Origin of the sequence: Aminobacter aminovorans (assembly GCF_900445235.1) — a bacterium.
Classification (GTDB): domain Bacteria; phylum Pseudomonadota; class Alphaproteobacteria; order Rhizobiales; family Rhizobiaceae; genus Aminobacter; species Aminobacter aminovorans.
In genome coordinates, this window is sequence record NZ_UFSM01000001.1 from 3,454,208 (window position 1) to 3,480,908 (window position 26,701).

The 26,701-nt window shown below is 62.4% G+C and carries 28 protein-coding genes and 1 tRNA gene; 14 read left to right on the forward strand and 15 right to left on the reverse strand.

What is annotated here, in order from left to right; all coding sequences use genetic code 11:
• Position 1: 1 nt before the first annotated feature.
• The 4 genes from DY201_RS16995 to DY201_RS17010 all read right to left on the reverse strand — a co-directional run bounded on the left by DY201_RS16995 (position 2) and on the right by DY201_RS17010 (position 3,512).
• Entirely contained in the window at positions 2-190 is a 189-nt protein-coding gene (locus DY201_RS16995; protein WP_115732208.1) for a hypothetical protein, read from the reverse strand.
• Positions 187-1,128: a carbohydrate ABC transporter permease gene (locus tag DY201_RS17000; RefSeq protein WP_115732209.1), complete on the reverse strand. Its 942-nt coding sequence runs from the start codon at positions 1,126-1,128 to the stop codon at positions 187-189. Before DY201_RS17000 ends, DY201_RS16995 begins: the two co-directional genes overlap by 4 nt.
• Complete coding sequence (locus tag DY201_RS17005) at positions 1,125-2,072, reverse strand: carbohydrate ABC transporter permease (RefSeq protein ID WP_115732210.1); 948 nt, start codon at positions 2,070-2,072, stop codon at positions 1,125-1,127. The genes DY201_RS17000 and DY201_RS17005 overlap by 4 nt, the downstream gene beginning before the upstream one ends.
• Positions 2,073-2,177: 105 nt before the next feature.
• A complete protein-coding gene (locus DY201_RS17010; RefSeq protein WP_115732211.1) occupies positions 2,178-3,512 on the reverse strand; it encodes an ABC transporter substrate-binding protein in 1,335 nt (444 codons plus the stop codon).
• Between the two features lie 270 nt (positions 3,513-3,782).
• Here DY201_RS17010 and DY201_RS17015 point away from each other — a divergent pair, with 270 nt between their 5' ends.
• The 6 genes from DY201_RS17015 to radC all read left to right on the forward strand — a co-directional run bounded on the left by DY201_RS17015 (position 3,783) and on the right by radC (position 8,142).
• Positions 3,783-4,814 carry a LacI family DNA-binding transcriptional regulator gene (locus DY201_RS17015; protein WP_115732212.1) on the forward strand — a complete coding sequence of 344 codons (1,032 nt, stop codon included), beginning with the start codon at positions 3,783-3,785 and terminating at the stop codon, positions 4,812-4,814.
• Positions 4,815-5,035: 221 nt separating this feature from the next.
• Positions 5,036-5,212, forward strand: a complete 177-nt coding sequence (locus DY201_RS29095; protein WP_165915952.1) for a hypothetical protein — start codon at positions 5,036-5,038, stop codon at positions 5,210-5,212.
• Between the two features lie 80 nt (positions 5,213-5,292).
• Entirely contained in the window at positions 5,293-5,514 is a 222-nt protein-coding gene (locus DY201_RS17020; protein ID WP_115732213.1) for an alkylphosphonate utilization protein, read from the forward strand.
• 127 nt (positions 5,515-5,641) lie between these two features.
• On the forward strand, positions 5,642-6,274 hold the full coding sequence (locus tag DY201_RS17025; protein ID WP_165915951.1) for an SH3 domain-containing protein: 633 nt from the start codon (positions 5,642-5,644) through the stop codon (positions 6,272-6,274).
• Between the two features lie 140 nt (positions 6,275-6,414).
• Positions 6,415-7,242, forward strand: coding sequence for a type I methionyl aminopeptidase (gene map / locus DY201_RS17030; RefSeq protein ID WP_115732215.1), 828 nt, complete (start codon positions 6,415-6,417; stop codon positions 7,240-7,242).
• 147 nt (positions 7,243-7,389) lie between these two features.
• Entirely contained in the window at positions 7,390-8,142 is a 753-nt protein-coding gene (gene radC, locus DY201_RS17035) for a RadC family protein (protein ID WP_115732216.1), read from the forward strand.
• 116 nt (positions 8,143-8,258) lie between these two features.
• On the opposite strand, the gene tig is transcribed toward radC, so the two are convergent.
• The gene (gene tig / locus DY201_RS17040) at positions 8,259-9,728 is read right to left on the reverse strand and encodes a trigger factor (RefSeq protein WP_115733839.1); all 1,470 of its coding nucleotides are present in this window, start codon (positions 9,726-9,728) and stop codon (positions 8,259-8,261) included.
• Between the two features lie 342 nt (positions 9,729-10,070).
• Here tig and DY201_RS17045 point away from each other — a divergent pair.
• The 3 genes from DY201_RS17045 (at position 10,071) to DY201_RS17055 (ending at position 13,114) form a co-directional block, all read left to right on the forward strand.
• A tRNA-Leu gene (locus DY201_RS17045) sits at positions 10,071-10,155 on the forward strand.
• Positions 10,156-10,206: 51 nt separating this feature from the next.
• Positions 10,207-11,451 (forward strand): glycosyltransferase family 4 protein, encoded by a 1,245-nt coding sequence (locus DY201_RS17050; protein ID WP_115732217.1) that lies wholly within the window; start codon positions 10,207-10,209, stop codon positions 11,449-11,451.
• A 91-nt stretch (positions 11,452-11,542) separates the two neighbouring features.
• Positions 11,543-13,114, forward strand: a complete 1,572-nt coding sequence (locus DY201_RS17055; protein WP_115732218.1) for a glycosyltransferase — start codon at positions 11,543-11,545, stop codon at positions 13,112-13,114.
• A 23-nt stretch (positions 13,115-13,137) separates the two neighbouring features.
• Here DY201_RS17055 and DY201_RS17060 read toward each other — a convergent pair whose 3' ends face one another.
• Together DY201_RS17060 and DY201_RS17065 are read right to left on the reverse strand one after the other, a co-directional pair.
• Positions 13,138-13,746 (reverse strand): GDYXXLXY domain-containing protein, encoded by a 609-nt coding sequence (locus DY201_RS17060; protein ID WP_115732219.1) that lies wholly within the window; start codon positions 13,744-13,746, stop codon positions 13,138-13,140.
• Complete coding sequence (locus tag DY201_RS17065; RefSeq protein WP_115732220.1) at positions 13,743-14,846, reverse strand: DUF2157 domain-containing protein; 1,104 nt, start codon at positions 14,844-14,846, stop codon at positions 13,743-13,745. The genes DY201_RS17060 and DY201_RS17065 overlap by 4 nt, the downstream gene beginning before the upstream one ends.
• Positions 14,847-15,070: 224 nt before the next feature.
• On the opposite strand from DY201_RS17065, the gene DY201_RS17070 reads away from it, so the two are divergent.
• Together DY201_RS17070 and DY201_RS17075 are read left to right on the forward strand one after the other, a co-directional pair.
• A complete protein-coding gene (locus DY201_RS17070) occupies positions 15,071-15,211 on the forward strand; it encodes a DUF1127 domain-containing protein (protein ID WP_082496386.1) in 141 nt (46 codons plus the stop codon).
• A gap of 50 nt (positions 15,212-15,261) precedes the next feature.
• Complete coding sequence (locus DY201_RS17075; RefSeq protein WP_018427695.1) at positions 15,262-15,402, forward strand: DUF1127 domain-containing protein; 141 nt, start codon at positions 15,262-15,264, stop codon at positions 15,400-15,402.
• Positions 15,403-15,864: 462 nt separating this feature from the next.
• Here the strand turns inward: DY201_RS17075 and DY201_RS17080 are convergent, their stop codons facing one another.
• Positions 15,865-16,458 carry a hypothetical protein gene (locus tag DY201_RS17080; RefSeq protein ID WP_115732221.1) on the reverse strand — a complete coding sequence of 198 codons (594 nt, stop codon included), beginning with the start codon at positions 16,456-16,458 and terminating at the stop codon, positions 15,865-15,867.
• Positions 16,459-16,548: 90 nt separating this feature from the next.
• On the opposite strand from DY201_RS17080, the gene trmFO reads away from it, so the two are divergent.
• Both trmFO and DY201_RS17090 read left to right on the forward strand, forming a co-directional pair.
• Positions 16,549-17,958, forward strand: coding sequence for a methylenetetrahydrofolate--tRNA-(uracil(54)-C(5))-methyltransferase (FADH(2)-oxidizing) TrmFO (gene trmFO, locus DY201_RS17085; protein WP_115732222.1), 1,410 nt, complete (start codon positions 16,549-16,551; stop codon positions 17,956-17,958).
• Positions 17,959-17,968: 10 nt separating this feature from the next.
• On the forward strand, positions 17,969-18,487 hold the full coding sequence (locus DY201_RS17090; RefSeq protein WP_115732223.1) for a GNAT family N-acetyltransferase: 519 nt from the start codon (positions 17,969-17,971) through the stop codon (positions 18,485-18,487).
• 8 nt (positions 18,488-18,495) lie between these two features.
• Here DY201_RS17090 and DY201_RS17095 read toward each other — a convergent pair whose 3' ends face one another.
• From DY201_RS17095 to yajC, 6 genes are all read right to left on the reverse strand, one after another.
• A complete protein-coding gene (locus DY201_RS17095; protein ID WP_172582934.1) occupies positions 18,496-19,446 on the reverse strand; it encodes a sterol desaturase family protein in 951 nt (316 codons plus the stop codon).
• Positions 19,446-19,883, reverse strand: coding sequence for a hypothetical protein (locus DY201_RS17100; protein WP_115732225.1), 438 nt, complete (start codon positions 19,881-19,883; stop codon positions 19,446-19,448). The genes DY201_RS17095 and DY201_RS17100 overlap by 1 nt, the downstream gene beginning before the upstream one ends.
• Before the next feature lie 83 nt (positions 19,884-19,966).
• Entirely contained in the window at positions 19,967-20,758 is a 792-nt protein-coding gene (locus DY201_RS17105) for a phytoene/squalene synthase family protein (RefSeq protein WP_115732226.1), read from the reverse strand.
• A gap of 34 nt (positions 20,759-20,792) precedes the next feature.
• Positions 20,793-21,179, reverse strand: a complete 387-nt coding sequence (locus DY201_RS17110; protein ID WP_115732227.1) for an Mth938-like domain-containing protein — start codon at positions 21,177-21,179, stop codon at positions 20,793-20,795.
• Between the two features lie 3 nt (positions 21,180-21,182).
• Positions 21,183-23,735, reverse strand: a complete 2,553-nt coding sequence (gene secDF / locus DY201_RS17115; protein ID WP_115732228.1) for a protein translocase subunit SecDF — start codon at positions 23,733-23,735, stop codon at positions 21,183-21,185.
• 51 nt (positions 23,736-23,786) lie between these two features.
• Positions 23,787-24,128: a preprotein translocase subunit YajC gene (yajC, locus tag DY201_RS17120; RefSeq protein WP_115732229.1), complete on the reverse strand. Its 342-nt coding sequence runs from the start codon at positions 24,126-24,128 to the stop codon at positions 23,787-23,789.
• Positions 24,129-24,309: 181 nt separating this feature from the next.
• On the opposite strand from yajC, the gene DY201_RS17125 reads away from it, so the two are divergent.
• On the forward strand, positions 24,310-25,182 hold the full coding sequence (locus DY201_RS17125; RefSeq protein WP_115732230.1) for an ATP-binding protein: 873 nt from the start codon (positions 24,310-24,312) through the stop codon (positions 25,180-25,182).
• 136 nt (positions 25,183-25,318) lie between these two features.
• On the opposite strand, the gene DY201_RS17130 is transcribed toward DY201_RS17125, so the two are convergent.
• Positions 25,319-26,620 carry a peptidoglycan DD-metalloendopeptidase family protein gene (locus tag DY201_RS17130; RefSeq protein WP_115732231.1) on the reverse strand — a complete coding sequence of 434 codons (1,302 nt, stop codon included), beginning with the start codon at positions 26,618-26,620 and terminating at the stop codon, positions 25,319-25,321.
• Positions 26,621-26,701 lie beyond the last annotated feature (81 nt).

The following is a 26,701-nucleotide window of genomic DNA, read 5'->3' on the forward strand; positions in this document are numbered from 1 at the left end:
CCTACTCCGGAAGATGGCTGACGATGATGAACATCACCGTGCCCAGCAGGGTTACGAGGAAAGACCAGGAATAGAGCACCAGGGCGAAGGGCTGCATGAGCATGAAGACGCCGGCGGCAATCAGCACCGAGGCCAGCATCTCCCAGGCGCCGCGCCGGAAATGAAGCAATCCGTCGAAGAACCTGGTCATTTGCGTACCGCTCCGAAGGTGATTCCACGCAGGAGATGCTTGCGCAGGAGGATGGTGAAGACCATGACCGGCACGAGGAACAGGGTCGCGCCCGCGGCAACAGCCGGCCAGTCCTGGCCGCTGACGCCGATGATGGTCGGGATGAAGGGCGGCGCGGTCTGGGCATTGCCTGACGTCAGCAGCACGGCGAAGGCGTATTCGTTCCAGGCAAAGATCAGGCAGAAGATCGCAGTCGAGGCGATGCCCGTTGCCGCCTGGGGCAACACGACCTTGTAGAAGGCCTGAAAGCGCGTGTAGCCGTCGATCAGCGCCGCCTCCTCATATTCGATCGGGATTTCGTCGATGAAGCCCTTGAGTAGCCAGACCGAGAGCGACAGGTTCACCGCGGTATAAAGCAGGATCATGCCGGCATGGGTGTCGCTGAGGCCGAGCGAGCGGAACATCAGGAAGATCGGGATGGCGACCGCGATCGGCGGCATCATGCGCGTCGACAGGATGAAGAACAGCAGGTCGTCCTTCAGCGGCACCTTGAAACGCGAAAAGGCATAGGCGGCTGCCGTGCCCAGCACGATGCAGAGCACCGTCGAGCCGAAGCCGATGATGACCGAATTGGTGAAGCGCTCGGCAAAGCGCGACGGACCCGAAATCACCAGGCCGTCCTTGCGCACCAGCCGGTCGTACCAGGTCTGGGGTTCGCCGACCTGCTGCAACTGCTCCTCGGTGAGACGAGTGCGCGTCGTGAAGACGTTGACATAGCCTTCGACAGTCGGCGTGAAGAACGTCTTCGGTGGATAGGCAATGGCGTCGGACGGGGACTTGAAGCTGGTGCCGATGATCCAGACCAGCGGCAGGATTGTGATCAGCGCGTAGAGGACGACAAGCACCCCGGCGAACCATTTCTGCCGGCGTGACGGCTCGGTGACGGAATAGCTGCTCATCGCTGCTTCACCTTGTTCAGGGCTTTGACGTAGATCGAGGCCAGGCCGAAGACGGTCACGAAGAGGATGACGGCGTAGGCAGAGGCATAGCCGGTGCGCCACTTCTCGAAGGCCTCGCGCTTGAGGTTGATCGAGGTGAGCTCGGTGATCGAACCCGGACCGCCGCCGGTGAGCTGGACGACGAGGTCGAACATCTTGAAGTTCTCGATGCCGCGGAAAAGCACGGCGAGCATCAGGAACGGCAGCACCAGCGGAATGGTGATGGTCCAGAATTGCCGCCATTTGCTGGCGCGGTCGCATTCGGCCGCTTCATAGATGCTGTCGGGGATGGAGCGCAGACCGGCCAGGCAGATCAGCATGACGAAGGGCGTCCACATCCAGGTGTCGACGATGACGATCGCCCAGGGCGCCAGTTTCACGTCGCCGATCATCGAGAAGCTGGACGGATCGGCACCCGTCAGGAAGCCTATGGAATAGTTGAACAGGCCGATCTGCGGCTGGTAGAGGAAGGTCCAGAAATTGCCGACGACCGCCGGGCTCAGCATCATCGGCAACACGATGATCGTCGTCCAGAGATCGTTGCCGCGGAACTTCTTGTTGATCAGATAAGCGAGCGAGAAGCCGATCAGCACCTGCAGCACCAGCGTCCAGATCAGGAAATGAGCCGTCGCCTGCATGGTCAGCCAGATGTCCTTGTCGGACAGGATGCTGATGTAGTTTTTCAGGCCGACGAACTCGACCTCGGCATTGGGTCGGTTGACGCGGAAATTGGTGAAGCTCAGCCGGATCGTCCAGATCAGCGGAAAGATGTTGACCGCCAGCAGCAGCACGATCGAGGGAGCGACGAAAAGCCAGGCGAGCGCGCGATCGGACAGGCCCCTGAACCGTCTGGCAATGGCGTGCGGCGTCGCTTCGGCGACCCGATCCACCGGTGAATGCAGCATTGATATTCCCCTGATTATCAACTGTGCGGCGACGGAGCCGGCTTCGTCCGGCTCCGTACCGTACCATGGCCCGCTGGGAGGATGCGGGACACGCCTTTGTGGCCGTCAGTACTTGCCTTCGTCGTCGAAGACCTGGGTCCAATCCTTGGCGAGGCCGTCGAGCGCATCCTGGGCAGAGCCCTGGCCGGCGACGACATAGTCGTGGAAGCGCTTCTGTGCCGCCTGCAGCAACGAGGCATAGGACGGCTCGGCCCAGAAGTCCTTCACGATCGCCATGGAGTCGAGGAAGGTCTGCGCATAGGGCTGGCTGGTGGCAAAACCCGGGTCTTCGACGACCTTGCGCAGCGCCGAATAGCCGCCCATCTGCCACCATTTCTGCTGGATCTCGGGCTGGGCGAACCACTTGATATAGGCGAGCGCATCGTCCTTCTTCTCCGAGGCGGAGACAACCGAGATGCCCTGCCCGCCAAGCTGGGCGAAGGCCTTGCCGTCGGGGCCTGCCGGATTGGGGAAGTAGCCTGACTTGTCGCCACCGACATTGGCATCGGCATTGATGCCGGGCCAGGTAAAGGCGAAGTTCATGTGCAGTGCGACCTGGCCCGACTTGTAGGCGTCGATGTCCTCCGACATGTAAGCGTCGGAATGACCTGGCGGCGTGCAGCAATCATAGAGCTGCTTGTAGAACTCCAGACCCTGCACCGCCTTGGCGGAGTTCACAAAGCCGTCGAGCTCGTAGGGCTTGTCGGGGTTCTCGTACTGGAAGCCGAAGCTGTAGAGCACATCCATCACCCCCATGGTGATGCCTTCGGAACCGCGCTCGGTGTAGATCGCAGCGCCATAGACAGTCTTGCCATCGATCTCGCGCTTCTGGAAGAATTCAGCGATGTCCTTGAGTTCGGCGAAGGTCTTCGGCACCGCGAGGTCGCGGCCGTATTTCTGCTTGAACTCAGCCTGCAGTTCAGGGCGGGCGAACCAGTCCTTGCGGTAGCTCCAGCCGACCACGTCGCCAAAGGCCGGCAGCGCCCAGTAATTCGGCGAATTCTTCGGCCATTCGGCGTAACCGACGACGGTCGCCGGGATAAAGTCGTCCATCTTGATTCCTTCCTTGTCGAAGAAATCGTTGAGCTTTACGTATTGGCCGTTCTCGGCGGCGCCGCCGATCCACTGACTGTCACCGATCATCAGATCGCACAGCTTGCCGCCGGAATTCAGCTCGTTGAGCATGCGGTCGGCAAAATTCGGCCACGGCACGAACTCGAACTTCATCTTGACGCCGCTCTTGGATTCGAAATCCTTGCTGAGCTCGACGAGCGCGTTGGCCGGATCCCAGGCGGCCCAGCACAGAGTCAGGTCCTTTGCGCTGGCCTGGCTCGTTGCGGCTACGCCGGCGGCCAAAACGGCGCCGAATGCAGCCAATGATCTAACATGGCGAAATGTCATGGCTGGGACCTCCCTCCCATCCTTCCGACCTCCATCGGAAGGTGAAAACGCCCTTGTCGGGCACCTGACGCGGAATGATCTTCCCGGCGGGCCAGTCTCCTCCGCGCCGCCTGCGTGGCTCGCTCAAATCCTCCTAGCGACCACGAACAGAGTTATAATTGAGGTGCGCACCTCAAAGCAAGCGATTTTTGAGGTGCGCACCTCAAAACTTGCTTTTAATCTGCTTTTGTTGGAGAAATCTGGTTCAGAATTGAAAACCGGGATCAAAGCGTGCGGCCAACCACAAAAGACCTGGCGGAAGCCGCGGGCGTCAGCCTGGCAACTGTCGACCGCGTGTTGAACGAGCGCCCGAACGTCAGCAACAAGGTGGCGACAAAGGTCGCGGAAGCCATCGAGCGCATCGGCTTCGTGCGCAACCCGGCTGCCGTTGCTCTGGCTCGCAACAAGACCTACCGCTTCCGCTTCGTCCTTCCGACCTCGGGGGATCAATATCTCGCCGAACTCATCGCCCGCGTCACCGAGGCAAAGGAGGCGCTGCGCGCCGATTCCACCGAGGTCGAGGTAGCCCAGATCGCGATGGGCGACCCACACCAGGTCGCGAAGTACCTCACCGGCATCGACCACGACACGATGGACGGCGTCGCCGTCATGGCTCCGGAATCGCCGCAGGTGCGTGACGCGCTGGTGCGGCTCGTCGAGCGCGGCGTCAAGGCCGTGCAGTTCCTGTCGGGCCAGGAGCGACTGGAGAGCGCCGACTATGTCGGCGTCGACAATTTTGCCGCGGGTGCGACCGCCGGCAAGATCGCCGGCCGCTTCATCGGCGGCCGCTCGGGCAAAATCATGGTCGTCGCCGAAACAATGATGGCACTCGACAGCATTCAGCGCCGCCTCGGCTTCGACAGCATCATCAATGCCCAGTTCCCGCATCTCGAGACGCTGCCGTCGCTGGAAACCTACGGCGACGAAAAGCGTGCCGACCTCATCATCAAGCGTAACCTGCAGCACAACCCCGACACAGTCGCCGTCTATGTGCTGAGTTCGGAAGCGCGCGTGCCGCTGACGGCGGTCTGGAACACGCAAGGCGCCCGCGCGCTCACCATCGTCGCCCACGAGCGCACCCCGTTCAGCGAACAGGCGCTGATGGACGATCGTATCGACGCCGTGATCGCCCAGGATCCCGGCCATGCCGTCCGTAGCGCGCTGCGCATCATGCGCGCCCGCTCCGACCACCGCGAGCCCCTCGCCTCGCAGGAACGCATCCGCATCGAAGTCCTGCTCAAGGAAAATCTGCAGTTCGAGTGATCCGGGGCGCGACCGACGGCATACGACTGCAAACAGCAGAAATGCTCGATGCTGGCTCTAAGCGCTTGGCTCCCCCTGGTGCGCCGGATCTTCCATTCACTTACAGTTCAACTGCAAGCCTCGCTCGTGGCGGCGGCAGGGGCTTTGCCATACCGTTGCCGACAGTCATCCGCGACCTGCGATTCGTTAATTCGTTAAACAGCCCAACCGGAAGAAGTGCGATGCATGCCACAAGAGTAACGATCGCCCTGCTCGCCTGCCTGACCGTAACGGCATGCGGCATGGCGAAAGCGGCAAGAACCGGCGGCCAGACATTCGACAAATATGGCTGCCTGGCCCGCGACTTCAAAGGCCAGCCACCCTGCGATCCTGCAGCAGCCACCGCGCCCAAGCCTTAAAAGGCACGGGGCCCTTTACGCCATCGCTTTGACGACCTACTGCGACCGGACACAGCGACGTGGCAACGGAAGGAAGAGACATGTCCGACATCATCGTCAAAGACAGCAACGGCGCTCAGCTCAATGAGGGCGATTCCGTCACATTGATCAAGGACCTGAAGGTCAAGGGGACGTCCGAGACGATAAAGCGCGGCACGCTGGTCAAGAACATCCGCCTGAACGGCAATGCTGGTGAGATCGAATGCAACACCAAGCAGGTCAAGGGGCTGGTGCTGAGGACCGAGTTTGTGAAGAAGGCCTGAGCCGACCGCCCCGCGCTCCGTCAACGCGGTTTTAAGCTCTGAAGTCCAGACTCACGACATGTCTGGATTCGCCCTTCCCAAATTGAGATGGCTAGTGCTCGGCGCACTGGCCGCCGGCGGTTGGGCCATGACGCAGGATCTGCCCAGCAAAGCGCGCTTCGACGATCGCCCGGCCCGGGCAGCAAACAAGTACAAGACGGAAAACGCCGAGCGAAAGGATGTCGCCGTCACACGGCCGAAGGTCAATGTAGCGCCACGCCCGCAAGCTGACGTGGCACGTCCGAAGGCTGATGTCGCGCCGCGCAAGCTGGCTGCCGTACCGAAGCCCAAAGCCGACATTCCGGCCCGAAAGGTGGCAGCTGCAACACCTGCGGCCAGAGAACGTGCTCCGCGCAAGCCGGCCGGCGAGATCGAGACCGCCTCGATCACACGTCCGCCTACGCCGTTGCCACGGCCGAAATCAACCGCTGCCGAAGCAGCACCCAAATCCGCGAGCGCCGGTGCGGCCGCCCTCAACGTGCTCTACACCAGCACCGCGGTCTATCTGCGCCAGCGTCCAAGCGTTTCCGCCCCCGTCACTTCGAGCCTCAAGCAGGGTGAGAGCGTCCGAGTGTTCGCGCGTGACGGCAAATGGACGCTGGTCTCGGCCTCCGGGCGCAAGGGCTGGGTGCATGGCGAGTTGCTGCGGCCGGCAGACCCTGCCGCTCCGCGCCCGAAACAGACCCTCGGCCACACCGCCAACACCACCACGCCCGGCTGACCTCGCCCAAATTCGCTACCTAAACAACCAATATCGCGCCTGACGGGGCTTTGCCGGTTGAAACCGGACGCGTCCGGTGCCAAATCTGCGGCTCGGCTCGCAGATGTTGCGGGCACACAGAGGTTACCCGGTAGAGGTCAATGGTCAGCTATCTCGACGCCGCCACGGCGCCCCTCAGGAACACCGGCCAGATTCGTCTTTACGGCGCCGAGGCTTTCGAAGGCATGCGCAAGGCATGCCAGCTCACAGCCAGTTGCCTCGACGAGCTGGTAGACCGCGTCGCACCAGGGGTTACGACCGACGCCATCGACCGCTTCGTCTTCGAATACGGCATGGACCACGGCGCGCTGCCGGCGACGCTGAACTATCGTGGCTACACCAAGTCGTCCTGCACCTCGATCAATCACGTCGTCTGCCACGGCATTCCCGACAACAAGCCGCTCAAGGACGGCGACGTCGTCAACATCGACGTCACCTATATTCTGGACGGCTGGCACGGCGATTCGAGCCGGATGTATCCGGTCGGCACCATCAAGCGCGCCGCCGAGCGGCTGCTCGAAGTCACCCATGAGTGCCTGATGCGCGGCATCGCCGCCGTCCGTCCGGGCGCGCGTACCGGCGCCATTGGTGCGGCCATCCAGACCTTTGCCGAAGCCGAGCGCTGCTCGGTGGTGCGCGACTTCTGCGGCCACGGCGTCGGCGCGCTGTTCCACGACGCGCCCAACATCCTGCACTATGGCAACGCCAATGAAGGCGTCGAGATGCGCCAGGGCATGATCTTTACCATCGAGCCGATGATCAATCTTGGCCGGCCGCATGTGAAGGTGTTGTCAGACGGCTGGACGGCGGTCACCCGCGACCGCTCGCTGTCAGCCCAATACGAGCACACTGTCGGCGTCACGGCCACCGGCTGCGAGATCTTCACGCTGTCGCCCAAGGGGCTCGACCGTCCGGGCCTGCCCGCTTAGTATCGCCATACCGGGCTCGAACATCGGCGCGAAAACCGGCAACGATTGCCGGAACGCACGATGTGTCGATTCCGGGAGTCAGAGCGTATCTTGTGCGTTCGTTCGAACGCGCGGCGCTGTGAGGCCGGCGGGGGCGGCATACCGGGCATGGCGACCGAAGAACACGACGAGCGCGATTTCTTTGGCGAGCGGTCGCTACCGAAACCCAAGCGCGAAACCGCACAGGAAAAACCCCATTATCTCGGCCATCGCGACCGGCTGCGCGAGCGTTTCTCGACAGCCGGCGGCGACACATTCGCCGACTACGAGTTGCTCGAACTTTTGCTGTTCAGGCTGATCCCGCGCGCCGACACCAAGCCGGCAGCCAAGGCGCTGCTTGCCCGTTTTGGCACCTTCGCCGAAGTGCTGGGCGCACCTGTCAACCTGCTGCAAGAGGTCAAGGGCATAGGACCAGCGGTCGCGCTGGACCTCAAGATCGTTGCAGCTGCGGCAAAACGCATGACGCGCGGCGAGATCAGCGGTCGCGAGGTGCTGTCATCGTGGAACCAGGTGCTCGACTATTGCCGGGCGGCCATGGCCTTTGAAGAGCGCGAGCAGTTCCGCATCCTGTTCCTCGACAAGAAGAACGTGCTTATTGCCGACGAGGTACAGCAGACGGGCACCGTCGATCACACGCCGGTCTATCCACGCGAGGTGATCAAGCGTGCGCTGGAACTGTCAGCCACCGCAATCATCCTCGTGCACAATCACCCGTCGGGCGATCCCGCGCCGTCGCGCGCCGACATCGACATGACCAGGACGATCATCGACACGGCCAAGCCGCTGGGCATCGCCGTGCACGACCACGTCATCATCGGCAAGAAGGGTTTTGCCAGCATGAAGGGCCTGCTGCTGATCTAGACAGCGCAGCAGCTGGACTCGAATTACACTGCCCGAACTGCACCCGAAGGACGAGAGAATCGAAAAGGCCGCCGGATTGCCGACGGCCTTTTGAATTTCATTCCAGGAGCAGTGCCTTATTCGGCGTCGGCTTCCTTGGCCTTCTTCTTCGGAGCGGCCTTCTTCTTGGGCTCTTCGCCCTCTGCCTTCTCAGCCTTGTCTGCCTTCTTGGCCGAAGCCTTCTTGGCCGGCTTTGCAGAAGTCTCGTCCTCGTCGTCGGCGAGCAGTTCTTCCTTGGTCACCTTCTTGTCGGTGACGGAGATCTGCGACAGCAGGTGATCGACGACCTTTTCCTCGAACAGCGGCGCGCGCAGGTTGACCAGCGCGGACGGGTTGTTGCGATAGAAGTCGAACACTTCCTGCTGCTGGTTGGCCGGGTAGCGGCGAACCGTGTCGAACAGGCCGCGCTGCAACTCCTCGTCGGAAACCGTCACGCCGGACTTCTCGCCGATCTCGGCGAGAACCAGGCCGAGGCGCACGCGGCGCTCGGCGAGGCGCTGGTATTCGGCGCGGGCTTCTTCTTCCGTCGTCTCTTCGTCGGCAAAGGTGCGGCCGGCGATCTCGAGGTCGCGGGTCACCTGGCTCCAGATGTTGCCGAACTCGGCTTCGACGAGCTTGGAGGGAGCCTCGAACTGGTAGGCGCCATCGAGCTGGTCGAGCAGCTGACGCTTGACCTTCTGGCGCGTCATGGCGCCGAACTGGTTCTCGATCTGGCCGCGAACGATGTCACGCAGCTTCTCGAGCGACTCGAGGCCGAGGTTCTTCGCGGTCTCGTCGTTGACCTCAAGCTTGCCGGGGGCAGCAACTTCCTTGACGGTGACGTCGAAGGTGGCTTCCTTGCCGGCCAGATGTCCGGCCTGGTAGTTCTCCGGGAAGGTCACGGTGACGAGCTTCTCGTCGCCGGCCTTGGCACCAATCAGCTGGTCCTCGAAGCCGGGGATGAACTCCTTCGAGCCGAGCACCAGCGGCTGGTCGCCGCCCGTACCGCCGTCGAAGGCAACGCCGTCGATCTTGCCGACATAGTCGATGGTGACGCGGTCACCTTCACTGGCCTTGCCGGTCTTCGGCTCATAGGTGCGCGCCGATTCGGCGACGCGGTTGACCTGCTCGTCGATCTCGCTTTCCGGAACGTCGTAGACCGGGCGCAACACCTTGATGTCGGTGAAGTCCTTGATCTCGATTGCCGGAATGACTTCGTAGCTCAGCGAGAACTCGAAATCGGCGCCGCCGGCGAGGATCTTCTCGGCTTCCTTCTCGTCCTCGGTCATCACGACGTCGGGCTGCATCGCGGCCTTTTCACCGCGCTCGGCGATGATCGTGCGGGTCGAGTCGGTCAGGATCTCGTTGACCACTTCAGCCATGAAGGACTTGCCGTACATCTTGCGCATATGCTGCATCGGCACCTTGCCAGGACGGAAACCGTTGATGCGGACCTTGTCCTTGGCAGCCGAAAGCCGCTTCTCGAGACGGGCTTCCATGTCGCCGGCAGGGACCGAGACCTTGATCTCGCGCTTGAGGCCGGAGTTGAGCGTTTCGGTGACCTGCATCATCAAACCTTTGTTTTCACGTATGGCGCGGCTTGGACGGCGTCCTGCCGTTCAGCCTGCCGGAATTCGTTTGCCGGGGGTGGCTTCAAGTTCGCAAATCGGCATCCCGGCCCGCCGTTGCGGCCCATTTGGCTCCGCCATCTTCCGAAAGTCCGATAAGTTATTGTTTTTCCGACTTCTTATCGTATCTTTCAGAGACGGTCCTTTGCGTCCCATCCTATTTGACAGGCCTTTTGTCACAGGCGTGGCCAATTTTCAACTATCTTCGCGGTTTCTCCCGGCCGAGGTCAATTCCGCTCCGAGATTGACAGAATGATGGCGACATGTGATTGGCGGTCGCATGCGGATGTGGCGGAACTGGTAGACGCCCTGGATTTAGGTTCCAGTGCCGAGAGGCGTGTAGGTTCGACTCCTATCATCCGCACCATAAACGCTCTGCCCGGCGGACCTGAAACCTCTGATCGAGAGTGATCCAGCCGTGCACGCAACGACAAATGCCTCAGGTACCACCTCCACGGCCGACAGCAATGGCGCGGCCCGGTCGCGACGCAGCCTGCTCGTTGCCTCCGATGCGGTGTGGCCACCCGTTTCGGGTGGAGATCTGCGCAACTGGCAGAATGTCCAGGCGCTTGCCAGGCTGGGCGATGTGCTGGCGGCATCGGTTCATGCACCGGCGGCACCCGCGACGCTCGACGACGACAGGATAACGACACTGGCCCTTGCCAATGCAGCCGAGGCCGCGACCTCGCCGCGTCTCGCCAAGCGCCGGACCCCGATCGACACACGCATCCCGCAAATAGCACTTTCACGCCTCCTGGCGGCGGCACGCGACTTCAAGCCCGATGCCATCGTCGTCGAGGGCATTCCGCTGTTTCCTCTCCTCGAGCACCTGCGCCCACTGGCGCCGACGCTCGTGCTCGACATGCACAACATCGAGTCCGACCTTGCCAGGCAGATGATGCCGAAAACCGGCTGGCTGGCCGGGCTGTTTTCAAAGAAGACCCGCCATGTCAGACGCATGCGCGACATGGAGTTGCAGTCGCTGCGCATGGTGGACAAGGTCTGGGTCTGTTCGGAACAGGATCGAGACAGGCTGCACAGCCTATCCGGCGGCCGGGCCCTCGCCGACGTCATCCCAAATGGCGTCCCCCGCTTTGACCTCATTCCAGAACAATTGGCCGACCAGCCCGCGATGAGCAAGGGCCAGCCGACACTACTGTTCGTCGGCCACCTCAACTATCCCCCGAACCTCGAAGCGGCGCGGCGGCTGGCCACCCGGATCCTGCCACAGCTGCAGACGGCACTCGGCGGCGCCAAGCTGATCATCGCCGGACGCAGCCCCCACCGCAGCCTGGCTGATGTGGCTGCCCTGCCCGATGTCGAACTGATCGCAAATCCCGACGATCTGGGGGTGCTCTACCGCCACGCACATCTGGCGATCGTGCCGCTGGTCAGCGGCGGCGGCACGCGGCTGAAGATACTGGAAGCGATGGCCTGGGGCCTGCCGGTCGTGGCCACCAGGCTCGCCGCCGAAGGTCTCGGCCTGGTCGACGGCGTCGACATCGACTTTGCCGAAACCGACGACGATCTCGCCGCGCGTGCAGCAGCACTATGCAACGACGCCGGCTGGTTCCAGGCGCGGCGGCTTCGTGCCCGCGAAACGGTCACGAGCCGCTACGGTCCAGAAGCCATCGCAAGCGCCGTAAGGTCCAGCCTCTTGTAAGCTGAGAAACCCTCGATAACGGCTTGATAAGCCTCGCCTAATAATGCCATGACTCGCAGGATGACTGAAAGACGAGTTTGATTGGCATTGCATGACAATTCCCAAAATTCTTCATCAGACCTGGAAGACTGACAGCATTCCCGAGGAATTCCTCGGCTGGTCGAAGAGTTGGACGAAATACAATCCGGGCTGGCGGCACATCTTGTGGAGCGACAGAATGCTGCTCGACTTCGTCGCCGAAAATTATCCTGAATATCTCGATACCTATTGCGGCTACCGTGTCGGGGTCCAACGCGCCGATGCCGCACGATACATGCTGCTGCACCATTTCGGCGGGGTTTATGCCGACCTCGATTGCGAATGCGTCGCGCCGTTCGATGGCCTGCTGGACGAAAACCGCGTCATCCTGTGCAAGGAACCCAAAAGTCAGTCGGACGCACAGACACGCCTGCGTAATCTGCCTCATCTTCTCTTCAATGGGACGATGGCGAGCCCAAAGGGGCACCCGTTCTGGCCGCACCTGCTCGCCTATTTGCCATTGGTCAAGGATGCGCGGGACGTTCTCGATGCCACCGGCCCGTGCCTGTTGACGGCGGCGCAACTCAGCTTCGCCGACCAGTCAGCCTTTGCGATCCATCCGCATGAACTTTTCAGCCCGGCAGACAGTGGCGGCAGCTCGATGGAAGTCGCGACGCCCGCGACACTGTCCGTTCATCACTGGGCCGGCACATGGTGGATCAAGCCCAGGCCACCGTCACTGCTGGCACGTCTGCGGCACAGCTATTACCAAACACTGCATATCCTGACCAAGGGCGAGCAACTCGATGTTACTACTGCGCAGGCGGCAGTCGATCCTGCTGCCCTCAAACGTCCGCCCCCCCAGGGAAACAACATCGCGATACTTGTTCCGCTGCGCGATGCCGCCGACCACATCGCACCATTCCTCGCCGCCCTCGCCCGGATCGATCATCCAAAGAAGCACATTAAATTGGTGTTCTGCGAGGGCGACAGCAGCGACGACAGCTGGCAAAGACTGACGCAGGCGACCGCGACGCTCAAGGGTACCTATCGCGACGTCGTGCTGCTCAAGAAAGACCTTGGCATCAAGATGGAAAGGTCGAAGCGCTGGAAGCCCAAGCTTCAACGCAAGCGCCGCGCAGCGATTGCGGCCGTGCGTAACCATCTTATCCGCCACGGGCTCGATGCCAGCGACGACTGGGCGCTGTGGATCGACATCGACGTCTGGCGTTATCCCTCAGACGCCATCTCGCGCCTGATCGCTTCAGGCGGCAGGATCGTCGTTCCCAACTGCGCGGTGGCGCCGGGCGGCGGCAGCTTCGACATGAACAGCTTTGCCACCCTCCGCAAGCCGAAGGATTACCGCTACTACCGCGCGCTGCGCGGCGGGCTCTACCAGCCTCCGGCAAAGGAAAACACCAGGCTCTACCTCAGCGACCTGCGTCACCTCGACAGCGTCAATCTAGACGGCGTCGGTGGGACGATGCTGCTCGTCGACGCAGCGCTGCATCGCGGCGGCCTCAACTTTCCGGAGATACCCTACAAGTTCCTGCTCGAAACCGAGGGCTTTGCCGCCCTTGCCAACGATCTCGGCGTCGTGCCGCTCGGGTTGCCCAAGATCGAGGTGCTGCACGTCCCCTGGTAATGCAGTGGGACCGCTGTCCTGTTCTAATAGAGCGGCTCCTCGAACAGCATGGTGTCGCCATCCATCAGTGCCTTGATCTGGCCGGTGCCGCTGCTGTCGACCGCAACCTTGATGCCAAAACTGCGCAATTCGGGCTCGGCATCGGCGTTGCGCTTGCGCATCTCCTCCTCGATTGCCAGCCCCTCGCCCTCGGGCACGTAGAAGCGCTCGATGCCATAGTCGACGCTGACGGTCGAGCCCGGCGTCAGGCTCCAGCCATTGGAGATGTGGCCGAGGATATCGACCTCGTCACCCGGCGCAGGCGTCTCCGCAGACCCCAGCCAGGCCGATGTCGCCCGCCAGTAGCCGTCGGGATCCTTCTTCAGGCGCACGACCACAGGTCCTTCCACACTCGTCAGTTCGCCCTGGGGCAAATTGGCGATCTTCTCCACCTCTATGCGTGAAATGTCATAGCCCAACCTGACATAATCGCCGCGCAACAGGTCGCGCGGATCGACGGGTTCGACCTTGAGCAGGACTTCCTTGCCGTCACGCAGGATCGCTGCGCGTCCCACGATCATCGAGCCTAGAAAACCGATCTGCGCCAGTGCCAGAACGATGGCGGCGACAACGAGCTTGTAGCGGGCCATCATGCTGCTCCCTGCACTGGCTGTGATTTCATGCCTCGCTCGATGCGGATGATCGCATAAGCGAGGCCAGCGAGAATTATTGCAGCAGCGAAGAAGAAGCCCGCCGTGCCCAGCATGGAGCCGACCGTCACCATATAGACGATGGCCAGCTCGAAGGCGAAGCCGATATAGGCGATCCAGCGCAAGCCGCGGCTCTCGCGGCCAAGGAAGACGATCACGGCCGCAATAACCGCCAGCGCCACGGCGGCAACGATGACAAAGCCTCCGTCATCGATCTGGTCGAGTTGAACCATGCCGATGCCGGAGAGGAAGCCGATCAGTGCATGCAGCGACAATCGCCCGCCAAGCTGGGCAACACGTTCCGAAGCCGCCGGCGCGAGCGCTGCAACGGCGAGCAGGGCTGCCGAGACCAGCGCCAGCACAACCCCGACCTCCAGCGACTCGTAGTGAAAGCCGAGCAGCACTGCATAAAGAATGACCGACAGCGCGATCAGATGCCGGGCAGAGCGGCTCTGCGTCCAGAACGACAGCGCCCAATACGCGGCCATGAATGCAATGAAGAGATGCGGGAACTCCGAGCGGCGGAACAGCTCGAAGCCCTTCGTCACCAGCCACGCATCGGCGATGCCGACTGCTGCGACCGTCAGTGCATTCGAGCGCAGCGCTGCCGCGGCGATGGCTGTGCCTATCGACCAGGTGACGATCGCCGCCGCCTCGTCACCGGAGAAGTGATACATCTGGCCGATCAGCGCAATGGAGCCGCCGAAGGCCGCGGCCCCGATCAGCCACAAGGCTTCGGCGAAGCCACCATGGTCACGCTGCTTGAGCAGGGCTCCGCCGACATAGCTCGCAAATATCACGGCAAACAGCGCACCAACGCGCCCCGCGCGCGGTATCGCTTCCCAATTGGCGGCGATGAGGATCAGGATCGCCGCAGCGAACAACAGTGCCGCCATCATGGCGAGGATCGAACCGAAATTCAGCCCGTTTCGTTCGTTGGCCTCGACATCGCGGATCAGCGCATCGCCGGTCGCGCGGTCGACGAGCCCGCTGGCGACCCATCGGCCAATGTCGTTCTTCACCTTTGTGGCATAGCTCGCCATATGTCGCTTCCCCCTGCCCGAGCCGACCACATCAGGGCCAAGCCGTTGTCATCATGGCGGATTTCAGATTCGGTCACAATTATGACCGAAGGCTTAATGCTCATTAATGTTGCAATGCACAAAACGCATTGCTGCCATGCGAGCATAGCGCTTCAATTTTAGGCAAGGGCGTCCTATCTACGCCCCGTACACAGAAGAGAAAAGAAGACGAACGGAAAACGAAGATGAACCTGATCCGCAATTACCGCAACTGGCGCCGCTACCGTGACACTGTCTCCGAGCTGAGCCGCCTGTCGAACCGTGAACTGACCGACCTCGGCATCACCCGCAGCGACATCCACTTCGTCGCTCGCAAGGCGATCTGACCGAAGCCGATCTACCCAAACTACCTGTCCGAACCGAAAAGAGAACTGAAATGAACTTGCTCCGCACTTACCGCAACTGGCGTGCATATCGCGAGACGGTGAACGAGCTTGGCCGTCTGTCGAACCGCCAGCTTGCCGATCTCGGCATCAATCGTGGCGAGATCCAGTCGATCGCCCGCCGCGCAATCTAATTCAAGCTTTCCGTCCGGGTCGACCTCCTCCCCGACCCAGATGGATCAGGTCAGCTTTCTCCTCCCATTGAGCTGACCACCTTAACACACCCGCCGGATCTCCTCCCCCGGCGGGTGTCGTTAGCCCAAGAGTTTCGCCCTCGTCGATTGGCGAACGGAATTCAGCCTGCGCCGACCTCCTCCCCGGCAAAGGCGAATAGGTCAGCTTCTTCCTCCCGATGAGCTGACCACCAAAAACGACACCTGCCGGACCTCCTCCCCCGGCAGGTGTTGTTACCCCGAGAGCTTCGCCCTCTTCGATTGGCGAACAGAATTCAGCCTGCGCCGACCTCCTCCCCGGCAAAGGCGAATAGGTCAGCTTCTTCCTCCCTGAGGCTGACCACCAAAACCAACACCCGCCGGTCCTCCCCCGGCGGGTGTTGTCGTTTTGGGCGCCATCCTTCGATCTCGTGAGATAGCCGCCTAGTTCAGCGCGCCGCTCTCCAGCACGCCACGCGACTTCCAGTCGGCGAGCCGAATGATATCGGGCGCACCGCCCATCGGCGCATACCAGGAATCGACAACCCATTTGACGGCGTCGGGTGCGCGGATCACCGCCGTCCAGTGCGGATAGCGGCCGTCGAGCAGGAAGCCCCTGGAATCCCTAGCTTCGACCTTGTGATGCTTGAGCAGGCCGCGACGCGCGAGATAACGCAGCAGCGCGTCGGTATTGGTCGACTCATCGACGCAATCCATCTGTCCGCGAATTTTCGAAGCGCCGAACTCCGACTGTGGCTGGTCGCGCACGCCGGTCACCTGCTGCGCCCGCTTCTCGAAATAGCCGACCGCCCGGGCGATCGCCTTGCGCTCGGCTTCCGGCGAGGCTCGGCCGGCGGCCATGATCGCTGCAAACTTCCGGTCGTCACTGGTGCCAAGAACGAGGCGCGAACGAAACGCGCAGCCATAACCATGGCAGATGTCGATGGTTCTTGCCGGCGCGGCCACGGCCTCCGTGACCGGACCGCCGGCCATGATCGATACGAGGCCAGCAAAAAGGATGATCGTACGTCTCGTCATGGCGATATCCTAGTGACTGTCCCGCATCGGGCGCAACTCGCAAGCCGCCCAATCGTTGCATTCCCCCGGCCAAGGGATTATTCCGGCGCCATGAGCACAAAACCTATTCACATCATCGGCGGCGGTCTCGCCGGGTCGGAAGCGGCATGGCAGGTGGCTTCGGCCGGCGTACCTGTCATCCTGCATGAAATGCGCGGCGTGCGCGGCACAGACGCGCACAAGACCGACGGCCTGGCCGAACTGGTCTGCTCCAACTCGTTCCGATCGGACGATGCCGAAACCAACGCCGTCGGCCTGCTGCACGCAGAGATGCGGCTTGCAGGTTCGCTGATCATGAGCGCCGGCGACGCCAACCAGGTTCCTGCAGGCGGCGCGCTCGCCGTTGATCGCGACGGCTTCTCCAATGCCGTCACCGCACGGCTCGAGGCGCATCCGCTGATATCAATCGTCCGAGAGGAAATCACCGGCCTGCCGCCTGAGGACTGGGACAAGACGATCATCGCCACCGGCCCGCTGACAGCACCTTCGCTCGCCGAGGCGATCGCCGCCAGCACCGGCGCCGACGCGCTCGCCTTCTTCGATGCAATTGCGCCGATCGTCCATTTCGACAGCATCGACATGAGTGTCTGCTGGTTCCAGTCGCGCTACGACAAGGTCGGTCCCGGCGGCACCGGCAAGGACTACATCAACTGCCCGATGGACAAGGAGCAGTACGACGCCTTTGTCCAGGCGCTGCTCGACGGCCAGAAGACCGAATTCAAGGAGTGGGAAGGCACGCCCTATTTCGATGGCTGCCTGCCGATCGAGGTGATGGCGGAACGCGGCCGCGAAACCTTGCGCCATGGTCCGATGAAGCCGATGGGCCTGACCAACGCGCATAACCCGACGGTCAAGGCCTATGCGGTTGTCCAGTTGCGTCAGGACAATGCGCTGGGCACGCTCTACAACATGGTCGGTTTCCAGACCAAACTGAAGCATGGCGAGCAGGTCAATGTGCTGCGCATGATCCCGGGCCTGGAAAACGCCGAGTTCGCCCGTCTTGGCGGCCTGCACCGCAACACCTATCTTAACTCGCCGACCCTGCTCGACTCGACGCTACAGCTCAAGTCTCGACCCGGCCTGCGTTTCGCCGGCCAGATCACCGGCTGCGAAGGATATGTCGAAAGTGCTGCCATAGGCCTGCTGGCCGGCCGCTTTGCCGCTGCCGAGCGCCTCGGCCAGGCGATCAGCGCGCCGCCTGTCACCACCGCCTTCGGAGCGCTGCTCAATCACATTACCGGCGGCCATATCGTCTCGGACGATGAGCCAGGCAAGCGCTCGTTCCAGCCGATGAACGTCAATTTCGGCCTGTTCCCCGTAATGGAAGCCCCGAAAGTCGAAGGCAAGCGCCTGCGCGGCAAGGAAAAGACGGTTGCCAAGAAGAAGGCGATGACGGCGCGCGCGCTCGTCGATTGTCGCGCCTGGCTTGGCATGGCTCCCGCAGCCCAGGCAGCGGAGTAGGCATCCAGCCATGGCGCTTGTGGAAACGCCACGGCTGGTCCTCAGGGAAATGGAACGCGGCGACGCAGCCGCGCTCCTTGCGGTCTTCGATGACGACTATGCCCGCCGATTTTATCCGGAGATGACGAGCGAGGTCGCGGCGGCCGAATGGATCGAGCGCAACCGCGCTCGCTACGCGAGCGACGGTTTTGGCCTGTGGGCAGTCATCGACAAGGCAAGCGGCGCGCTGATCGGCGACTGCGGCCCGACCTGGCAGGATGCCGGCGGCATGCGCGTGCTGGAAATCGGCTATCACATAGCGCCGCAATCGCGCGGACGCGGCTATGCGCTGGAAGCCGGCCGTGCCGCCATGGCCTTCGGCTTCGCGGAGACCAACGAGCCCCTGATCGGCTCGATCGTCGCCACCGACAATGCGTCATCGGCAAGCGTTGCCCGGCGACTGCACCAGGACGTCCGCTCTTACGTCAACGCCCGCGGGCTTGATCGCTTCCTGTTCTTCACGCGACGCGAGCAGCACGTCTCGGCATAGAACCCAACTCACTCACCGGGCATTGGCCGCGCCGCGGGCAATCCGGGTTTGCCCGCTTCTTCGGGGTTGCGCCTGACATAGGCGGCTTTCAGGCTCTGCGAGGTTTCGCGCGAACCGTCATGGCTCCAGCCCGGCGGCATGAACAGGTAGCCAAGGCGCTGGCGCAGGTTGAGCCCGGGTGCGGCCGCATCCTTGAACATGCCGATCCATTCATGGAAGGCGACGCGGACCGGATTGAAGGTGCCGATGTTATGGACGATGCCGTAGCGCGGCAGATCCTCCTCCCGCTCCTCGACGAAGGTGCCGAACATGCGGTCCCAGATGATCAGCGTGCCGGCAAAATTGGCGTCGAGGTAGCGTGGGTTGGTGGCGTGGTGCACCCGATGATGCGACGGCGTGTTGAAGATGAATTCGAACCACGCCCACATCCTGCCGATGGCCTCCGTATGGATCCAGAACTGCCAGACGAGGTTAAAGCCAAAGACGAAGGCGATGACCGCCGGGTGAAAGCCGAGCAGCACCAGCGGCACCTGCAGCATAAACATGCCGGTGAACAGCCCCGTCCAGCTTTGCCTCAGCGCGGTGGACAGATTGTAGTGCTGGCTCGAATGGTGGTTCACATGCTCGGCCCAGACCCAGCGCACGCGGTGGGCAATGCGGTGGTACCAGTAGTATCTGAGGTCATCGAGCAGGAAGGCGGCGATGAACACCCATAGCGACAGGCCAAGGTCGAAGACCCTGAATTGCCAGACCCAGAGCAGCGCCCAGTAGGACACGACGCCGAGCAGCAGGCCGGCGACCACGTTGCCGGTGCCCATCATCAGGCTGGTGAGTGTGTCGCGCGTTTCGAAGGCGCCCTTCGCCCTGCCGGTGCGCACCAGCCAGAGCTCGATCAGGATCGCGACCACGAAGAACGGGATCGCAAGCTCGGTGACCTTGGGAAAATCGTAGCTCTCCATCACGCCTTTACCCTGGTGCCAAGTGCGCCTGATTTTCCCGAAAGTGTAGCGGTTATGGCGTCAGCGGCCTCGGCATCCACGAATCGGAAATCGCCCCCCTTCCAGGTAAAGTCGCGCAAGCGGAGCGAGATAATCCTGTCATCTCGGGTGATCACGTCAGCCACATCGGCCGCGGTCACCACGCGGGTGAGGAACTTGTCGCCGATACCGCGAACGATGCCGACAGAGCCGCTGTCGAGCAGCAGGAAGGCCGTGCCGCTATCCTCGGTCAGGACCACCGCTCGGGCCGTGACATCAGGGAAGTCCGCGACAAATCGCTGGAGCGCCTGATCCGTGCCCGTCAATCGCGCCATGGCGCTACCGCCGCTGAGATGCACGGCGGCGACCACGGCTGATATGCCGACGACGACCATCGCCACCAGAACTGGCAAACTCATGATAACAAATGTCCTCCCGAAACCGCCCTCTGGGGCTATTTCGGTGGCAGACTAGCATCGTTGACGTTTACGTCAACGATAGTCTAACGCCACCCGCGGGAGGCGGTGGCGACCATGGTGAGATGCTTGCGCAGCGCCGACATGCCGTCCTTACCCCGCTCGACGCGGTCCAGATAGGCAGGCGTGAGCGCCACCGGCAGGAAGGCTGGCCGCAATGTCTGCGGCAGCGCCTTGGCACCACGCTCGAAGGCTCGGAGATGTTCACGTGCCAGGGCGATCATGGCCTGGATCGCAACGGACGATTTCGCATCGTCGCCGGCGACGAATTCTGCTGGCGTCAGGCCAGCAGCAGCCAGTAAGTCTCGGGGCACATAGCATTGCCCGCGCGCGCGATGCACCGGCAGCAGGCGCAGCAATCCAGCAATCGACTGAGCGCAACCCGCATGGCCGGAAAGCTCCGCATGCTTCGGAGCCTCGTCGGCATCGAGCACCAGTGCGGCCAGTTGGATCAGCGCCGAGGCTGTGTCGCCGCAATAGCCTTCGAGATCAGTCCGCGACGGCATCGGGTCGTCATAGAGGTCGAAGATGCGAGCTTCGAGATAGTTGTCGAAGGCAGCTACAGGCAGACGATAGGTTTCGATCGCTGCGATCAGGGCTGTGGCGACTGGGTGTCCAGCCTCGCGGTTGCCTGACGCAATGACGTCGCGCCACCATTGCAGCCTGATCTCGCCGGGCATCGGCTCGCTGACGCGGTCGCGGATGGCCGCAATCTCGGCGTTGAAGGCGTAGAGCGCCAGAACCGCCGCGCGCTTGTCCTCGGGCGCGTAGAGGGCAGCGAGATAACGGTCGCGATCGGCAGCGCGAACCGCATCCAACAGGGCTTTCTTAGGGTCGTTTGCCCCGGGCACGTCAGTCGACAGCAATGAAGGCTGCGGCGACAGCGCGATCTTCGGCAAGCAGCACGTTGTAGGTACGCACCGCTGCACCCGTCGACATCGGGTCAGCCGAAATCCCGGCGGCCTTCAGCGCCGCACGCAATCCTTCCGGCAGGCGGCGCAATTCCTTGCCCATGCCGACAAGCAGGATTTCCACCTGCCCGGCCTCGGCGAACAGCCTGTCGAAATCGGACGGCTGCAGCGCCTGCGGATCGACAGGCTGCCAGCCATAGATGCCAGACGGCAGGCACAGGATCGAGCCGCGATGCGACATATCGGCGAAACGGAAGCCGCCGTCGCCGTAAGCGTCGACGGGCGCCCGTCCCGGAAAATGCGCCTCGCGGATGACCAGACCTGCCATAACTTACGACTTGGTCGGCTGCGCGCCGGCCGGAACTGCCGGCTTGTCCTTGTCGTCGACGCCCTCCGGCCGCAACCTGAACAGGATGAGCAGCGGACCTGCGATAAAGATCGACGAGTAGGTGCCGACCAGAATGCCGAAGATCATGGCCAGTGTGAACGACTGGATGACCTCGCCGCCGAACAGGTAGAGCGAAATCAGCGCCAGCAGTGTCGTAACGCCAGTCAGCACAGTACGCGACAGCGTCTGGTTCATCGACAGGTCAAGCAGTTGCTCGATCGGCATCTTCTTGTATTTGCGCAGGTTTTCACGCACGCGATCGTAGACGACGACGGTGTCGTTGATCGAATAGCCTACGACCGTCAGGATGGCGGCGATACTGGTCAGATTGAACTCGATCCCGGTGACGACATAGAGCCCGACCATCATCGTCACGTCGTGCACCGTTGCCAGGATCGCGCCGAGCGCGAACTGCCATTCGAAGCGGAACCAGATGTAGATCAGCATCGCCAGCATGGCGGCGAGCACGCCCAACGTTCCCGACCAGGCAAGTTCGCTCGATACCGTCGGTCCGACCGATTCAACACGCCGGAAATCATACTCGCTTGAAAGCTCTCCGCGCACCTTCTCGACAACGCTCTGCTCGGCATTGTCGCCGGCGTTCTGGCCTTCGACGCGGATAAGCAGCGTATTGTTGGCACCGAACTCCTGCACCTGGACGTCGCCCAGGTTGAGTTCGCTCAGCCGTGCGCGAACGGCGGCCGAATCGGCTGTTCCGGTCTTTGCCTGCACCTCGATGCTGGTACCGCCGCGGAAGTCGATGCCGTAGTTCATCTCCACCGAGAAAAACAGCACGGTTGCAAGGATCGATGCCGCCGCCGACAGCGTGAAGGCATAGCGCCGCCACGACATGAACGGAGCGCTGGTGTTGTCGGGCACGAAGCGGACGCCCTTCGGCAGTTCCTTGGGCTTGACGCGGCGCAGCCAGATCGAAACCAGCCAGCGGGTCAGGGTGAAGGCGGTGAACACAGTCGTCACGATACCGATGGCGAGCGTGACGGCGAAACCGCGAACCGGGCCCGAACCCAGGTAGAACAGGATCAGGGCGGCGATAAAGGTGGTGAAATTGGCGTCGACGATCGTCGCAAGCGCGCGTGCAAAACCTGAATCGAGCGACTGTACGAGCGAGCGGCCGAGTTGCCGTTCCTCGCGCACGCGCTCGTAGATGATGACGTTAGAGTCCACGGCCATGCCCACGGTGAGCACGATGCCGGCGATTCCGGGCATGGTCAGCGTAGCACCCAGGATGGACAGGATCGCGATGATCAGCGCCACGTTGGCGGCAAGGGCGATGTTGGCGATGATGCCGAGCGTGCCGTAGGCGACCAGCATGAAGCCGACGACGAGGATGCCGGCGATCACCGAGGCGAACTTGCCTGCAGCGATCGAGTCGGCGCCAAGGCTCGGGCCGACGGTGCGTTCCTCGACGATGGTGAGATCTGCGGGCAGCGCGCCGGCGCGCAGCAGCACAGCGAGATCATTGGCGCTTTCGGCGGTGAAGCTACCTGAAATCTGACCCGAACCGCCAAGGATCGGTTCGTTGATACGTGGTGCCGAGATCACCTGGTTGTCGAGGATGATGGCAAACAGGCGGCCGACATTCTGCTGGGTGGCCTGGCCGAAGCGCGACGCGCCCTTGCCGTCGAAGCGGAAGGAAACAACCGCTTCCGAAGTACGCTGGTCGAAGGTTGCCTGGGCGTCAGTCAAGTTTTCACCCGAGACGATGACGCGGTTTTCGATCAGGTAAGGAACCGGCGGATCGTCCTGCGAGTACATCACAGTCGAGCCTGCCGGCGGGCGACCCTGCAGGGCATCCTGCGGCGACATCGACTGGTCGACCATCTGGAAGGTCAGCTTGGCGGTCTTGCCGAGAATTTCCTTGAGGCGGGTCGGGTCCTGAAGACCCGGAACCTGGACCAGGATGCGGTCGGCGCCTGCGCGCTGGATGATCGGTTCGGTGGTGCCGAGCTCATTGACACGGCGGCCAATGACCTCGATCGACTGGGTCACGGCATTGTTGACGCGGTAGTCGATACCGCCTTCGGTCAGCGTGTAGCGCAGAAGCCCGGGCTCAGGTTCCTCAAGTGACAGTTCGCTGACCGTGCCGGTGCCGAACATGCTCGACGACATCGGTGCAACCAATGCTGCCAGCGCCGTTTTTGCCGCATCGATCTCGTTGACATCGCTGATACGCACCTGGACGGTGGTGCCGGTACCAGTGAGACCGGTATAACCGATCTTGGCATCGCGCAGCAGCGTGCGGATGTCGTCGCGCGTCGCCTGCAGGCGTTCGTCGACAAGATCCTGCCTGTCGATCGAAAGCAGGATGTGCGAGCCGCCCTGCAAGTCGAGGCCAAGCGTCAGCGCGCGCTTGGGAAACCACCCCGGAAGGGAATTGACCTGAGACTGGGTCAGCATGTTCGGGATGGTGAAGAGCACCCCGAGGAGCACGACGGCCCAGATCGAGATGGTCTTCCAGCGCGAGAAATAGAGCATTTGGCCTCGTCCGTTAAGGCTTGGAAGCGGTGGGTATCACCCCGCCTGCGGTTATTTCTTGGCGTTCTGGTTGGCGATCGGCTCGCCCTTGACCCGAACGTCGGAAATCGTCGCGCGCAGCGCCGTCACCTTGAGACCATTGCCCAGATCGATCTCGAGCTCATGATCGTCGATGACCTTGCTCACCTTGCCGACGAAGCCACCGCCGGTGACGACGGTATCGCCGCGACGGATCGCCGAGAGCATCTCGCCACGCTTCTTCAGCTGGGTGCGCTGCGGGCGGATGATCAGAAAATACATGACCACGAAGATCAGCACAAACGGCAAGATGCTGACGAGAACGTCGGGCGCTCCTGCGGTGGCGGCCTGTGCGTATGCCGGCGTGACGAACATGAATGTCTCCTGAGAAAGTATCGGGATACCGCACATCGGGACCCCGGAAATGTGCGCGGAATATAGTCGCTCATGCCACCAATGCAACTACGCTTGGCCCAAGCAGCGGCGCTTTTCCGCGCAATTTGAGCGTGTTACAGCGTCGCGCACAGGTATTATCTAGAGACTGACGGGATTGGCCATGGAAAAGACCATCGAAGCGCTCAACTCCAAGCTGGATCTTTTGATCGCTGCGGTATCCAGGCTTGCGCCTCCGTCCGTTCCCGAAACCGACATTGGCACCGCCGACTGTTATGTCTGGGCGGCCGATCCGGGCTTTCTCGAACCCGTACAGCGGGTCAACCGCGTCGACATCGGCCTGATCAAGGGCGTAGACCGTGTGCGCGACATCCTCGTCGACAACACCGAGCGCTTCGCTGCCGGCCTGCCCGCCAACAACGTGCTTCTGTGGGGCGCGCGCGGCATGGGCAAGTCATCACTGGTCAAGGCGGTCCATGCCACGATCAATGCCTCGGGCAAGACGGCGGCGCCGCTCAAGCTGATCGAGATCCACCGCGAAGACATCGACACGCTGCCAAAGCTGATGAGCCTGCTCAAGGCCGCCCCCTTTCGCTTCATCCTGTTTTGCGACGACCTGTCGTTCGACCATGATGACACCTCCTACAAGTCGCTCAAGGCAGCACTCGAAGGCGGCGTCGAAGGAAGGCCAGCGAATGTCATCTTCTACGCCACGTCGAACCGCAGGCACCTCCTGCCGCGCGACATGATCGACAACGAGCGCTCGACAGCGATCAATCCGTCGGAAGCCGTCGAGGAAAAGGTCTCCTTGTCCGACCGCTTCGGCCTGTGGCTCGGCTTCCACAAATGCTCGCAGGACGAATATCTCGAGATGGTCAACGGCTATGCCAGCTACCACGGCTTCGACAACGATCCGGAGACGCTGCGCGCCGAGGCGCTGGAATGGGCGACGACCCGCGGCAGCCGCTCGGGGCGCGTTGCATGGCAGTTCATCCAGGATCTCGCCGGCCGCCTCGGCAGGCCGCTCAAAGACTGAAGCCTCAAAACGAAAAAGCCCGCCCCTTGTCGGGACGGGCTGATCTGGCGGGACTGATGGAGGTCAGGCGACCCGCTACCGCATGGGCCCGAAAATCACGTTCGATTTTCGGAAAGCAAGATGCGCAAACTTTAGGCTATTCGAGGTAGCCGCTCGGATCGACCGGCGTGGAATTCTTGCGAACCTCGAAGTGCAGCTTCGGCGCATCGGTCGAGCCGCTCATGCCCGATAGCGCGATCTCGTCGCCACGCTTGACCTTCTGGCCGCGTTGGACCTTCAGCGAGCTTGCGTGACCGTAGACGGTGACGAGACCGTTCTCGTGACGCACCAGAACGGTGTTGCCGAATTCCTTGAGCCCGTCGCCGGCATAAATGACGACGCCATTTTCGGCTGCCTTCACCGGCGTGCCTTCCGGCACGGAGATGTCGATGCCGTCATTCGACTTGCCGCCGCCCTTGCCGTAGTTGGAAACGACCCGGCCACGCACCGGCCAACGCATGCGGTCGATGCCGGTGGCATTCGGCGCTGCCTCAGCCGATTCCTCGGCCTGCTGCACCAGCTTGTCCTTCTTCGGCGGTGTGTAGGCAGCAACGGCCGGAGCCTCGGCCGCAGGCTTGGCTGCGGCAACGGCCGGCTTCGGGGCGGCTGTCGCGGCAGTTGCGGTCACCACCGGATCGACGGCGGGTGCGGCCTTGGCAACGGTCGAGGCCGCGCCGCCAGCCGGCACCTTCAGCGTCTGGCCGATGCGGATGCGGCCGTCTTGAAGGCTGTTGGCTTCCTTGAGCGCCGTCGTCGTCACGCCGAGCTTCTTGGCGATGCGATTGAGCGTGTCACCTTCGACGACCTTGTAGCCGCCGCCGGCACCTACCGGCTTGGCATTGCTGTCGGTCGGCGAGCCGAGCTGCGCAGTTGCCGTTTCCTTGGTCTTGGGCTGCTGCGGCAGCACTGCGACCTTGTTACTCGGCAAGGTAGCCGGCTGCGGATTTTTGCCCGGTACCTTGAGCGTATTTTCCTGGGCCGTCTGCGGCTGCGCTATCGTGCCGGTGGACGTATTATCCAGCGCGGGCGCCAATGCTGGGGCTTGGGCCGGAGCCTGGGCCATGCGAGCAGGGGCCGGCGCGAGCGCCGGAGCCTGGGCGACAGGCGCGGGCAGAGGCTGCGATGATACCGGTTGGAGGCTACCACGGCTGACGGAGCCGGCACTGGCCGACGCGACCGGCGTCGCCATCTGGGCATCACCCGGGAATGGCTGCTGCTGCGGCTGCTGATTGATGATCGAACGCTGGTTCGGCGTCGATGCGGTGAAGATGTCGTCGACACCACCGCCGCCAAATCGCGACACTCCGGAACTGCAGCCCGCCGCCATGCCGGCAACCAGCAGAACGGCGCCACCGCGCGCCAGAGAGCGTTTATTCGCCTTCAAAATACTGAAACGCATCGCACTGACCCGCGCTTTACCCGATACCAACTAGGCTTGATTAAAGCGTGTTAATGTTACTGGTCGGTTAAGAGGATCAAA